Annotated in this window: 10 protein-coding genes; all 10 read right to left on the bottom strand. The window is 72.4% G+C overall.

Features of this window, described 5'->3' with window-relative positions; translation table 11 throughout:
* Window positions 1–18 precede the first annotated feature (18 nt).
* Window positions 19–1,014: an HlyD family secretion protein gene (locus ME121_RS18305; RefSeq protein ID WP_012321768.1), complete on the bottom strand. Its 996-nt coding sequence runs from the start codon at window positions 1,012–1,014 to the stop codon at window positions 19–21.
* A 1-nt stretch (window position 1,015) separates the two neighbouring features.
* Window positions 1,016–1,240: a DUF1656 domain-containing protein gene (locus ME121_RS18300; RefSeq protein WP_012321769.1), complete on the bottom strand. Its 225-nt coding sequence runs from the start codon at window positions 1,238–1,240 to the stop codon at window positions 1,016–1,018.
* Entirely contained in the window at window positions 1,237–3,093 is a 1,857-nt protein-coding gene (locus ME121_RS18295) for an FUSC family protein (RefSeq protein ID WP_029359516.1), read from the bottom strand. Before ME121_RS18295 ends, ME121_RS18300 begins: the two co-directional genes overlap by 4 nt.
* Before the next feature lie 47 nt (window positions 3,094–3,140).
* Window positions 3,141–4,127 (bottom strand): cytochrome d ubiquinol oxidase subunit II, encoded by a 987-nt coding sequence (cydB, locus tag ME121_RS18290; protein ID WP_012321771.1) that lies wholly within the window; start codon window positions 4,125–4,127, stop codon window positions 3,141–3,143.
* A gap of 6 nt (window positions 4,128–4,133) precedes the next feature.
* On the bottom strand, window positions 4,134–5,546 hold the full coding sequence (locus ME121_RS18285) for a cytochrome ubiquinol oxidase subunit I (RefSeq protein WP_012321772.1): 1,413 nt from the start codon (window positions 5,544–5,546) through the stop codon (window positions 4,134–4,136).
* Window positions 5,547–5,653: 107 nt separating this feature from the next.
* Window positions 5,654–7,165, bottom strand: coding sequence for a malate dehydrogenase (quinone) (gene mqo / locus ME121_RS18280; protein ID WP_059409403.1), 1,512 nt, complete (start codon window positions 7,163–7,165; stop codon window positions 5,654–5,656).
* Between the two features lie 11 nt (window positions 7,166–7,176).
* Entirely contained in the window at window positions 7,177–7,575 is a 399-nt protein-coding gene (locus ME121_RS18275) for a cupin domain-containing protein (protein ID WP_012321774.1), read from the bottom strand.
* A 30-nt stretch (window positions 7,576–7,605) separates the two neighbouring features.
* Window positions 7,606–9,333 carry a ubiquinone-dependent pyruvate dehydrogenase gene (gene poxB / locus ME121_RS18270; protein WP_059409402.1) on the bottom strand — a complete coding sequence of 576 codons (1,728 nt, stop codon included), beginning with the start codon at window positions 9,331–9,333 and terminating at the stop codon, window positions 7,606–7,608.
* Window positions 9,334–9,378: 45 nt separating this feature from the next.
* The gene (fumC, locus tag ME121_RS18265; RefSeq protein WP_012321776.1) at window positions 9,379–10,836 is read right to left on the bottom strand and encodes a class II fumarate hydratase; all 1,458 of its coding nucleotides are present in this window, start codon (window positions 10,834–10,836) and stop codon (window positions 9,379–9,381) included.
* A gap of 276 nt (window positions 10,837–11,112) precedes the next feature.
* Entirely contained in the window at window positions 11,113–12,561 is a 1,449-nt protein-coding gene (locus ME121_RS18260; RefSeq protein WP_059409401.1) for a CoA transferase, read from the bottom strand.
* Window positions 12,562–12,626: the final 65 nt, after the last annotated feature.

The raw sequence follows: 12,626 nt of genomic DNA, 5'->3' as shown, positions 1-12,626 counted from the left end.
GCGGCCCGACGCGGGCTCTCAGCGCCGCGATTCGACGACCGGCGCCCCGTCGCAGCGCCGGCCGGCGGCCGCGCCGGTGCGCCGGTCGGGCGGCAGGGCGTCCGGCGGTCCGGCCTTCTCGGCCAGGATCGCGACGTTCGCCGTCATCCCGGCCGCCAGCACGATCGGGCAGGGCACGTCGTCGAGCTCGACCCGGATCGGCACCCGCTGCGCCAGCCGGACCCAGGTGAAGATCGGGTTGACCGTCGGCAGCCCCTGGACGCCCGGGGCGGCGTCGGCGACGCTGATCCCGCGGCCGAGGCCGGTGACGCGGCCCCGGATCGGACGGTCCGGCCACGCCATCAGCGACACGCGCGCGGCGTCGCCCTCGCCGATGCGCGGGAGCTGCGTCTCCTCGAAATAGCCCTCGATCCAGAAGCTGTCGCCGTTGACCAGGGTCAGCGCCGGCTGCCCCGTGGCGGCGAACCCGCCCTCCTGCAGCAGCAGGTTGGTGACCCAGCCGTTCACGGTGGCCCGCAGGGTCGTGCGCTCCAGGTTGAGCCGCGCCTGCGCCAGGGCGCCCTCCGCCTGGACCACGCTGGCCTGGGCGGCTTGCGCCTGCCCGCTGGTCGTCTGCTTCTGCTCCGGCGTGGTGGCGAGATCGTCGAGATCGGCGGTGCGCCGCGCGATCCCCGCGAGGTATCCGGCCTGCGCCCGTGCGCTGGCGAGGGCGCCCTCGGCCTGGGTCACGGCGTTCCTGAACGTGCCGGGGTCGATCTCGAACAGCACGTCGCCCTTGCGGACGAACTGGTTGTCGCGGACCCGGACCGCCACCACCGTGCCCGAGACCTCGGGCGCCACCTGCACGGTGTAGACGCGCACGCGCCCGTCCCGGGTCCAGGGCGTGTAGGCGTAGTAGAGGAAGGCGAGGTAGGCGAGGCCCACGGCCGCCGCGAGCGCCAGCAGAGTGGCGGCGACGTTGTAGGCGGGCGGCGGCTGCCAGTCGCGCAGGGACGATCGCGGGTTCGCGGCCATGTCACGGACCCTGGACGCGCAGGGACAGGATCAGCAGCGCCGTCACGGCGGTCAGGAGGCTGAAGTCGAGCAGGGCGCGGTTCCAGACAAGGTGGTTGATGCCGATCCGGTCCAGGATCCAGCGCAGGCCCCAGGTGATCACCAGGGCGGCGAGCAGGCAGATCACCGCGGGCTCGACGTAGAGCCCCAGCACGTCGACCGCCCGCAACCCGACCACGCCGATCACGCCCGCCCTCCCGGATCGAGGTTGGGCCAGCCCGCGCGGTCGAGATCCGACACGAGGGCGGCCAGCGCCCCGATGCGCTCCGCCTGGAGCGGCAGGGTCGCCCGGTCGGCGAGATCGCGCAAGGGATCCGGCGCCGTCTCCGGCCCCGCCGGTCTGGGCGCGGCGAGCCGCGCCCAGACCGCCCGGCCGACGCGGCGGCCCTCCCGGTCGTCCGTCTCCCGCAGGGCGAGCAGCAGGAGCCCGATGACGAGCAGGCGCTCGCCGCTCCGGGCCGCCGCGTCGTCCGCGCCGATGAGGGCCAGCCGGCCGAAGCCCCGGGCGAGGTAGCGGTCGAGGGGCGGCAGCAGGGGCGCCGGGTCGAGGGCCGCGCCGCGCACCGACCGGACCAGCCGCCGGCGGGCCCGCATCCGCAGGGTCGCGGCGCTCACGGGCGGCGGCAGGGCGGCGAACGCGATCGCCGCCACCGCCATGCCGAGCAGCTCGGCCAGCACGGTGTTGAGCGAGTCGGCGAGGTCGTAGGTCATCGGGTTCTTGGGATCGAGCACGCCGAAGACGAAGAAGCCGAAGCCGATCCCGTAGATCGCGCGCTTGTCGGCGCGGCCGACCACCGCCAGCATCGCCACCGGCAGCAGCACCGCGGCCAGGAGCGCGAAGCTCCCGGTGGTCGTCAGCAGGGTGTAGCGCAGGGTCAGCCCGACCACGCCGGCGAGCAGCGCGCCGACCAGGAAGGCGCGGGATTCCGCCCGCGGGTCGGCATGGGCGGCGAGCAGGACGCAGACGAGGCTCGCCCAGGTCGCGGCGCCGGCCCCGTGCGACCAGCCGGTGACGTACCAGAAGCCGTTGACGAGCAGGACGGCGGCGGCGGTGCGCAGGCCGTTGTCGAAGGCGTGCCAGCCGTCCCAGTCCAGGTCGTTCCACAGGAGCAGGTGCGGGCGGAACGGCACCCGCCGCCGGCCCACGCGGCCCCCGGCCCGCAGGAGCCGGGCCGAGACGCGGACGCGCCCGATCTGCCGGACGGCGATCGCCCCGCCGGCCCCGATCAGGTCGGTCGAGCGCGATCCCGGCCGGTCCGGCAGCAGCGCCCGCAGCAGGCCCGCGGCGAGCACCCGCCGCAGCCGGGGCGCGGCGTTGCGGATGCCGCGGCCGCCGGAGCGGAGGGAGGGCTGCTCGGTGAACGCGTCGGTGACCTCCTCGCCCAGGGTCATGACGGCGGCGATCGGCATCGGGCCGGGCCGCTCGCCCCGCCGCAGGGCGGCCATCCAGGCATCGCAGGCCGCGGCGGCCGCCTCGAGCCGCCCCGCCAGGGCGCGGCTGACGGCGGGGACGCCCGGCGCCACGAACACGTTCGACGCGTAGGCGCAGCCGATCCCCAGGAGGATCGTCGAGCAGCGGTCGACGCCGATCTGGAACACGGCCTCGGGGTTCTGCACGTCGGCCAGCGCGATGATCGGCACGGTGAAGCCCATCGAGGCGAAGCCGTAGGCGCGCTGGCCGCTCTCGACGCTGGAGGCCGCGGTGAGCAGGCCCATCCACAGGGCCAGCGCGAGGTCGAAGGCCAGGGTTGCCTGGGCGAAATTGGCCACCAGCACCATCGCGACGGTGACGCCCACCAGCGTGCTGCCGGCCCGCCACAGGCTCTTGCGCAGGGAGGCCGCGCGGGTGGCGAGCGTCACCGAGATGACCGTCCAGCCGGCCCAGTGCGGCAGCGCCAGCTCGAGCCACATGGCGAGCCAGACCGCCGCGATGGCGGTGAGCGCGATGCGCACGGCCTCGGCCGCCTCGCGCGGCCACCACGCGGCGGCGCGCTGCAGGAGGCCGGGCGCGTCGTCGGGGAGCGCGACCTCACCGGCCACGGCGCGGCCTCACCGGCCGGGGCGGGTCCGGGTGTCCGGTCGCGGGCTCAGTCATAATGCTCGGCGACGTCGACCTTCCCCTTGAACACCCGGTAGACCACCAGGGTGTAGATCAGGGTGATCGGCAGGACCACGACGCCTGCCCCCCAGAACATGAAGGACAGGCTCGCCTCCGGCGCCGCCGCCTCGGTCACCGTCACGCTGAACGGCACCATGTAGGGCAGGAACGAGGCGGCGAGCGTCGCGAAGGCGGCGGCGAAGATCAGCGCCACCAGCGGGAAGGGCAGGGCGTCGTTCCGGCGCCGCGCCGCGTAGAGGAGCCCGGCGCAGGCCGCGGCCCCCACGAGGGGCAGGACCAGCATCTCGGGCCGCTCGAGCCAGCGGTGCAGCACCCGCAGGTTCATCGCCAGCGCGTACGCGAAGGCCGCGCCGAGGAAGACCAGCACCCCGAGCAGGAGCCGCGGCAGCAGCCGGAAGCCGAGGTCGCGCACGTCGGTCTCGGTCTTGCCGCACAGCCACGCGGCGCCGAGCAGCGCGTAGCCGAGGCACAGGCCGAGACCGCAGAGCAGCGAGAAGGGCGTGAGCCACGTGAACGCCCCGCCGGCGTAGAGCCCGTCGCGCACCGGCAGCTCCTGCACCAGCGCCCCGACCGTCACGCCCTGCACGAAGGCCGCGCAGGCGGAGCCGCCGACGAAGCCCGCGTCCCAGACCCGCCGCAGCCGCCGGGACTTGTAGCGGAACTCGAAGGCGACGCCGCGCAGGATCAGGGCCGCGAGCATCAGGAGGAGCGGCAGGTAGAAGGCCGAGAGCAGCAGCGCGTAGACCGTGGGGAAGGCGCCGAACAGGATCGTGGCGGCGAGCACCAGCCAGGTCTCGTTGCCGTCCCAGACGGGGGCGATCGCCTGCATCATGTGCCGGCGCGCGGTCTCGTCCGGGGCGATCCCGAACAGCATGCCGACGCCGAGGTCGAACCCGTCGAGCAGCACGTAGAGCATCAGGGTGAGGGCGAGGGCGGCGGCCCAGAATTCGATCACGGCCGCTCACTCCGCCGGATTGCTGCTGGGGGTGCCGGGACTGTTGCCCGGCACGGCGAGCGGCCGCTTGGGGTTGGCGGCGCTCCCCACATGGGCCGGCGTCGGCAGGATGCCGGCCCTGAGCATGCGGTAGATGTAGACGGTGCCGGCCGCGAAGATCAGCGCGTAGACCGCGCCGAACACGGCGAGCGAGGTCGCCACCTGCGGGGAGGTCAGGAACGGCGTCGCCGCGTCGGCGGTGCGCAGCTGGCCGTAGACCGTCCAGGGCTGGCGCCCGACCTCGGCGGTGAACCAGCCGGTCAGCGTCGCGACGAAGCCCAAGGGGAACGACAGGAAGATCGCCCATTGCAGCCAGCGCGCCCGCTCCAGCCGCCCGGTGGCGTAGAAGGCGATCCCGCCCCAGGCCAGGGCCAGCATCAGCAGCCCGCAGCCGACCATGATGCGGAAGGCGAAGAACGGGATCAGCACCGGCGGCCGGTCGGCCTTGGGGATGTCCTTGATGCCGATCACCTTGCCGGTGAGGGTGCCGTCGTCGATCAGGCTGCCGGCGGGCGCCGGCAGGGCGATGACGAAGTGGTTCTTCTCCTGCGCCTCGTCGGGCCACGCGAACAGGATCTCGCCGGCCGGCGCCCGGCTCTCCCAGTGGCCCTCGATCGCGGCGATCTTCGAGGGCTGGTGCTTGACCACGTAGTCGCCGGTGAGGTGGCCGAAGAACAGCTGCAGCGGCACCAGGACCGCGGCGAGGCCGAGCCCCATCCGGACCATGGCGCGGGCCTCGGCGCGGTCCCGACCGCGCAGCATCGACCACGCGCCCGTCGCCGCCACGCAGAAGCTGGTGGTGACGTAGGCGGCCAGGACCATGTGGGGGAAGCGGACCCAGACGACCCCGTTGAAGATGATCGCCCACCAGTCGGTCGGCACGAACACGCCGTCCGGCCGGAGGGCGAAGCCGGTCGGGTACTGCATCCACGAGTTGTTCACGAGGATCCAGAACGACGACAGGCTGGTGCCGAGGCAGACCATCAGGCAGGCGAACAGGTAGAACCAGCGCGGCACCCGCCTGCGGCCGAACATCAGCACCCCGAAGAACGAGGCCTCCAGCGCGAAGGCCGTGAAGCTCTCGTAGCCGAGGAGCGGCCCCTGGATCGGGCCGGTGCGGCGGGCGAGCTCGCTCCAGTTGGTCCCGAACTGGAACGCCATGACGATGCCGGAGACGACGCCGAGCCCGAAGGCGACCGCGAAGATCTTGAGCCAGAAGTCGAACAGGCGGTCGTAGACCGGCTCGCCCGAGATCATCGCCCGCGCCTGGAGGAAGGCGAGCCAGGCCGCCAGGCCGACCGTGAAGGCCGGGAAGATGATGTGGAACGAGACCGTGAAGGCGAACTGGATGCGCGACAGCATCAGGGCGGAGATGTCCATCGGTCCTCCCTCCGGCCGAAGCTCGCCGGTCCGCCGCCCCGGAGCGGGCGCGTCGCCCCCTCAGATGTCCGCCGGCGGGGCGCGGGGAACCGCGCCTCGCGGAACTGTCAGACGTTGTCGATCCGCAGGACCGGCGCGGTCTCGGCCCGGCTGCGCCGGCAGGCCTCGGCGTCCTGCTTGAGGTCGATGCCGTAGGTCGGGATCACGGCCTTGAGGCGGGGCAGCCAGGCGTCCGGCGTCAGCCGGTCGGCGAAGCACTTCTCCAGGACCTCGACCGCGATGTAGGCCGCCGTCGAGGCGCCGGGCGAGGCGCCGAGCAGCGCGCAGATCGAGTTGTCGGCCGCGGCCACCAGCTCGGTGCCGAATTCGAGGTAGCCCTCCTCCAGCGGGTTCGACCGGCCGGTCGGCTTGATCGTCTGCACCCGCTGGCCGGCGACCGCCGACGTCCAGTCCTGCTTCAGCGCCTTGGGGAAGAACTGCTTCAGGGTCGCGAACTGGTGGTCGGAGCTCTGGAGCACCTGCCCCACGAGGTACTCGGTGAGCGCGACGTTGTCCTTGGCGACGTCGAGCAGCGGCACGACGTTGTGCGGCGTCAGCGCGGTGAACAGGTCGGTGAGCGACCCGTGCTTGAGGAACCGCGACGAGAAGCCCGCGTACGGCCCGAACAGCAGCGAGCGCTTGCCGCCGATGATGCGGGTGTCGAGGTGGGGCACCGACATCGGCGGCGAGCCGGAGGCCGCCTTGCCGTAGACCTTGGCGTGGTGGCGCGCGCTGACCGCGTCGACGTCGCAGCGCAGCCAGATGCCCGAGACCGGGAAGCCGCCGTAGCCGCGCCCCTCCGGGATCTTCGAGGCCTGCAGCAGCGGCAGCGAGCCGCCGCCCGCGCCGATGAACACGAACTTGGCCGTGACGGTCCGGCGCGTGGCGTCGTAGGTGTCCTCGACGGTCACCGCCCAGCGGCCGTCGTCGACCCGGTCGAGGGCGACGACCTTGCGGTTGTAGTGCACGGCGAAGCCCTGCTGCGCGGCGAGCTGCCCGACCAGCAGGTGCGTGAGGGCGCCGTAATCGACGTCCGTCCCGGTGACGATGCGGGTGGCGGCGATCGGCTCGCCGGGGGCGCGGCCCTCGATGATCAGCGGCGCCCAGCCGGCGATGACCTGCGGGTCCTCGCTGTACTCCATGCCGTGATAGCAGTGGTGCGACGACATCGCGGCGTAGCGCGCCTTGAGGAAGGCGACGTTCTCGGCCCCCCAGACGAAGCTCATGTGCGGGCAGGGATGGATGAAGGCGCGGGGGTCTGGGATCGCGCCCTTGCGCACGAGGTGCGCCCAGAGCTGACGCGAGATGTCGAACTCGGTGTTGACCTCCAGGGCCTTGGCGATGTCGACGCTGCCGTCGGGGCGCTGGGGCGTGTAGTTCAGCTCGCAATTGGCCGCGTGGCCGGTGCCGGCGTTGTTCCAGCCCTCCGAGCTCTCCTGCGCGCAGTCGTGCAGCGTCTCGAACATCGCGATCCTGAGCGAGGGCTCCAGCTCCTTCAGGACCGTGCCGAAGGTCGCGCTCATGATCCCGGCGCCGATCAGCACCACGTCGAGATTGTCGTCGTCGCTCGTGTCGGCCATCGGGCCCCTCCTCAGGCGGTCTTGTTCGGGACGAAGGGGAGCCGGGCCTCGGCGCCGGGGGCGAGGATCACGTAGGCCCGGCACCAGGGCTCGTCGTCGACGAGGCGCCAGGAATGGCCGGAGCCGGCCGTGTCCTCGGCGATGAGGATGTCCCCCGGCCGGATCGTGAAATGCGCCCCGGCCTTCGTCTGGAAGTCGAGGGTGCCGCGCAGGGTGATGACGAACTGCCGGGTGGGGGCCGGGTGCCACGCGTAGGTGCCGCCGGCCTGGGTCTCGCGGAAGGAGATCGAGACCACGTCGGTCGTGCCGCTGAGGATGTCGCCGCGCTCGCCGTGGGGCAGGTCGATGACACCTTCCGCGAAGTAGGAATTGTCGTCGTCACCGGTCCAGATGCGTACGCAGCGGATCATCGGGCAGAGCTCCGGCTTCGGAAGGGCGCCTCAGCGCCAGAGGTTGGTCTTGGCGAGGTCGATGATCTCGGTGCCGCGCCCGTCGATCACCGCCTTGGCGAGCCACATCCCGAAGCCCGTCGCCTGCTCGAGGCCGATCTTCGGCGGCATCGACAGTTCCTGGCGGGCCGAGACGACGTCGAGGAGCGCCGGGCCGTCGTGGTCCAGCATCGCGCGCATCGCGTCCGGCAGCGCGGCCGGATCCTCCACGCGCCGGGCGAAGATGCCGGCCCCGCTCGCCATGGCGGCGAAGTCCGGGTTCACCAGCGCGACGCCGGTCTCGAGGAAGCCCGCGGCCTTCATCTCCATCTCGACGAAGCCCAGCGTGCCGTTGTTCAGCACCACGATCTTCACCGGCAGCCTGTGCTGGTTGAGGGTCAGCAGGTCGCCCATCAGCATGGCGAAGCCGCCGTCGCCCGAGAACGAGATGATCTGCCGCCCGGGATAGGCCGCCTGCGCGCCGATCGCCTGCGGCAGGGCGTTGGCCATGGAGCCGTGGTTGAGCGAGCCGATCAGCCGGCGCTTGCCGTTCATGGCGAGGTAGCGCGCCGCCCAGATCGTCGGCGTGCCGACGTCGAAGGTGAAGACCGCGTCCTCGGAGGCCGCCTCGCTGAGCGTCCGGGCGACGTATTGCGGGTGGATCTTGCCGCCGGGCTTGCCCACCGCCAGCGCGTCGAGCCCGGCGCGGGCCTTGCGGTAATGGGCGAGGCTGTCGTCGAGATGCGCCCGATCGGTCTTCGCCTGCAGCCGCGGCAGCAGCGCCGTGATGGTCGCGCCGACGTCGCCGATCAGGCCGAGGTCGATCCGGCAGTGGCGCCCGAGGCTCCCGGCCCGCAGGTCGACCTGCGCGACCTTGGCGTCCTCCGGGTAGAACTGGCGGTAGGGGAAGCCGGTGCCGAGCAGCAGCAGGGTGTCGCAGTCGAGCATCGCCCGGTAGCCCGACGAGAATCCGATCAGGCCGGTCATGCCGACGTCGTAGGGATTGTCCCACTCGACGTGCTCCTTGCCGCCGAGCGCGTGGACGACCGGGGCCTTCAGCGCCTCGGCGAGCTGCAGCAGCTCCGCGTGGGCGCCGGCGCAGCCGCGGCCGCAGAACAGGGTCACGCGCCCGGCCGCGTTGAGCATCCCGGCGAGGGCGTCCAGCTCGGCGTCGCGCGGGCGCACCACGGGCGGGGGCGGCACCAGGGCGGCCGAGAGGTCGGGCGCCCCGCCCGGCATGGCCATGAGGCCGACATCGCCGGGGATCACCACCACGGCGACCCCGCGCTCGGCGACGGCGACGCGGATCGCGGTCTCGATCACGCCGGGCAGCTGGGCCGGCGAGGAGACCAACTCGCAGTAGTGGCTGCATTCCTGGAACAGGTTCTGCGGGTGCGTCTCCTGGAAGTAGGCGCGGCCGATCTCCGCCGAGGGGATCTGGGCCGCGATGGCCAGCACGGGCACGCGGGAGCGGTGCGCGTCGAACAGGCCGTTGATCAGGTGCAGGTTGCCGGGCCCGCAGGAACCGGCGCAGACCGCGAGCGCGCCGGTCAGGTGCGCCTCGGCGCCGGCCGCGAAGGCGGCGCTCTCCTCGTGGCGGGTGTGGATCCAGGCGATCGAGCCGTCCTGGCGCAGGGCCTCGGTCAGGCCGTTGAGGCTGTCGCCGACCACGCCGTAGATGCGCTTCACGCCGGCCTGCGCCAGCGCCCGGACGAACAGATCGGCGACCTTCGTGCTCATGGTGTCTCGCTCAGCTGAGGGGGCAGGACGGACGGTCCCGGCGGGTCAGGCGCCGGCCAGCCCGTGGCCGATCATGGTCTTGGGATCGCACACCGCGTCGAAGCGCTCGGCCGGAACGCCCTCGGCCAGAGCGGCCGCGCGCAGCGTCGTGCCCTCGTCGTTGGCGCGGTGGGCGATCTTCGAGGCGAGGTCGTAGCCGATCACCGGCGACAGGGCCGTGACCAGCATCAGGGACTGGTTCACGGTCTCGTCGATCCGCTTCCGGTTGAGCTCCGTGCCCGCGACCGAGTAGGTCCGGAACTTCTCGCAGGCATCGCCCAGCACGCGGATCGCGTGCAGCGTGTTGTTGATGATGATCGGGCGCATCGCGTTCAGCTCGAAATTGCCCTGCGCCCCCGCGAAGGCGACCGCGTTGTCCTCGCCGATCACCTGGATGCAGACCATCACCATGGCCTCGCACTGGGTCGGGTTGACCTTGCCGGGCATGATCGAGGAGCCCGGCTCGTTGGCCGGCAGCAGCAGCTCGCCGAGCCCGCAGCGCGGCCCCGAGGCGAGCCAGCGCATGTCGTTGGCGATCTTCATCAGCGCGACGGCGAGCCCGCGCACCGCCGCCATGGCGGCGACCATGGCGTCCAGCGACCCCTGCGCGGCGAACTTGTTCGGCGCCGTGACGAACGGCCTGCCGGTGAGGTCGGCGATCTTGGCGGCGATCTCGGCGCTGAAGCCCTCCGGGGCGTTGAGGCCGGTGCCGACCGCCGTGCCGCCGGCCGCGAGCTTGTACAGCCCGGCGCGCGACGCCTCGACCAGGGCCAGCGCGTCGCGCATCTGCTCCACGTAGCCCGACCATTCCTGGCCGACCGTGAGGGGCGTCGCGTCCTGGAGGTGGGTCCTTCCGGTCTTGACCACGTCCATCCAGGCCCGCGCCTTGGCGTCGATCGCGTCGGCCAGCGCCCGCGCCTGCGGGAGCAGGACCTCGTCGAGTTCGAGCACCGTGGCGATGTGCATCGCCGTCGGGAAGGTGTCGTTCGACGACTGGCCCATGTTGACGTGGTCGTTCGGATGGACCGGGCTCTTGGAGCCGAGTTCACCGCCGAGGAGCTGGATCGCGCGGTTCGACAGCACCTCGTTGACGTTCATGTTGGACTGGGTGCCGGAACCGGTCTGCCAGACGTAGAGCGGGAAGTTCGCGTCGAGCTTCCCCGCGATCGCCTCGTCGGCGGCCTGGACGATGGCCTGCGCGCGCCAATCCTCCAGCCGCCCGGCGGCGGCGTTGACCAGGGCGGCGGCCTTCTTGACGTAGCCGTAGGCGTGGTAGACCCGCTTCGGCATGCGATCGTTGCCGATCGAGAAATGCTGGAGCGAGCGCTGGGTCTGCGCGCCCCAGTAGCGGTCCGCCGGAACGTCGATCCCGCCCATCGAATCCGTCTCCCGCCGCATCCCCGTGGCGGAGATGCCGATCGGGACATCGCGCAGGACGGGATGGTCCGGGACGGGCGCGTTCATCGTCATCCTTCTCGGCATCGAACCGTGTGGCACAGTGCAAGACGGGGTCGGCGAACCGGGTGCGCTTTGACGTAAACGGTGGCGGTTTTCTCTGCTTTCTGCGGATCTGAATCGTGTTTATGAAAATTGGATGCTTATCGATAGATCAAAGTCAATATTTAAAGCGGCTACAGATCGGATTTCAAATCATGAATGCGGATTGCCAGATAACATAGATCGGTGTCAAGCGTTCGCCGGCGCGGCGGCTGCAAAAACATTCCCAGGATTGGTCAATTTCTAGCGCTTCTGCTCCCCGAGATGGCGGATCGAGCCGGACAATCGTGCGCTATCGAACGTCCGGACTTGCGCCGCGTCCGTCGCGCCGAGTGGGCCGGCCGGGTGATCCCAGCGCAGAGGCGCGCCGCCGATCCGCACCGGGGGGTGCAGCCGCAGGGCCGGTCCCCACGCCGTGTGCTCCATCTGCGGGGCGTAATCGCAGTCGCGATATCCGCCGAAGGCGGGCCCCGGCGCGCTGCCGGGATGATCCGTGAGCAGGCACGCGGTCCGGGCCAGGGAGAGCCGGGCGGTGACGGCGCGCCCCTCGCTCCGCCGGGCGATCAGGCCGCGGATGGAGGCCGCCGCCATCAGGTAGCCGGTGGCGTGGTCGAGCGCCTGGACGGGCAGCGGCACCGGCCGCTCGGCCCGCATCCACCGCTGCCCGGCCGCCGCGATGCCCGCCGCCATCTGGACGAGGCTGTCGAAGCCGCGCCGTCCGGCCCAGGGCCCGGCCCAGCCGTAGGCGCAGAGCGCGACGTCGATCAGGTCCGGGTTGAGCGTCCGCCGCCGCGCCGCGCCGTAGCCGAGCCGCTCCAGGGCGTCCGGGCGGTACCCGTGCACGAGGATGTCGGCCTCGGCGAGCAGGGTCTCGAAGTGCCGGCGGTCGGCGGCCTGCCGGAGGTCGAGCCGCGTGCAGACCTTGCCCAGGGTGACGTCGGGCGCCAGGGACGGCTCGTCCCAGCCGGGCGGGTCGATCCGCAGGACGTCGGCGCCCAGGCCGGCCAGGAAGCGCGTGGCCACCGGTCCCGCCAGGATGCGGGTCAGGTCGAGGACCCGGATCCCCGCGAGGGGCCGGTCCGGGTCCGGGCGCCAGGGCGCGCGGTGCTGGACGGGCCGGTCCGCGACCGCGACGAGCGGTTCGCCCCGGACCGCCCGGCCCTGGTCGAGCCTCGGCCACTCGTCGGGACCGCGCATCGCCGCGGCGCAGCCCCCCGCGCGCAGGATCGCGGATTCCAGGCCTTCGGCCGCCGCCCGGGCGACCGCCGACGCGACCGCCTCCCGCTGGCCCGGACAGTCGAGCACCGCGAGGGCGGCCGCGCGGTGACGGGGTGCGTTGGTGTGCAGGCGGATCCAGCCATCCGCCGTCCGGTAGTCGCCGGCGATCGGGTCCCAGGCGGCCGGCAGCGTCCAGCCCTGCGGCCGCACCGAGGTGCCGAACCACGCCGAGGCCAGGTGCCGGTCGACCGTGACGGCGGGCGCACGTCCGGACAGGCCGAGGAGTTCGGAGACGGCGAGGCCGGCGGCCGCGATCGACGCCGTCGCCAGCGCCGTGACCGGGAAGCAGGAGGGCAGGCTCCCGGTGCCGGTCACCGTCAGCCGGTTCCCGGCCTCGGGCGGGAGCGCCAGGGCCGCCAGCGCCTCGGCGAGGATCGGCGGCAGGGCGTCGTGGTCGGCATGTCGTTCGCGCATGGTCGCGGCCCTCGGGTGGTTCGCGCACGCTGCCGGCCGTCGACGGACCGATCAATCTTGATACA

Origin of the sequence: Methylobacterium sp. ME121 (assembly GCF_000974725.1) — a bacterium.
GTDB lineage: Bacteria > Pseudomonadota > Alphaproteobacteria > Rhizobiales > Beijerinckiaceae > Methylobacterium > Methylobacterium radiotolerans.
Note: the sequence above shows the minus strand (reverse complement) of the source record. Positions and strands in the feature narration are given on the sequence as shown.

Excerpts from the sequence above, each read along its gene's own strand:
- ME121_RS18305 (WP_012321768.1), bottom strand. The coding sequence starts at position 1,014 with ATGGCCGCGAACCCGCGATCGTCCCTGCGCGACTGGCAGCCGCCGCCC.
- ME121_RS18285 (WP_012321772.1), bottom strand. The coding sequence starts at position 5,546 with ATGGACATCTCCGCCCTGATGCTGTCGCGCATCCAGTTCGCCTTCACG.
- mqo (WP_059409403.1), bottom strand. The coding sequence starts at position 7,165 with ATGGCCGACACGAGCGACGACGACAATCTCGACGTGGTGCTGATCGGC.
- ME121_RS18275 (WP_012321774.1), bottom strand. The coding sequence starts at position 7,575 with ATGATCCGCTGCGTACGCATCTGGACCGGTGACGACGACAATTCCTAC.
- poxB (WP_059409402.1), bottom strand. The coding sequence starts at position 9,333 with ATGAGCACGAAGGTCGCCGATCTGTTCGTCCGGGCGCTGGCGCAGGCC.
- fumC (WP_012321776.1), bottom strand. The coding sequence starts at position 10,836 with ATGAACGCGCCCGTCCCGGACCATCCCGTCCTGCGCGATGTCCCGATC.
- ME121_RS18260 (WP_059409401.1), bottom strand. The coding sequence starts at position 12,561 with ATGCGCGAACGACATGCCGACCACGACGCCCTGCCGCCGATCCTCGCC.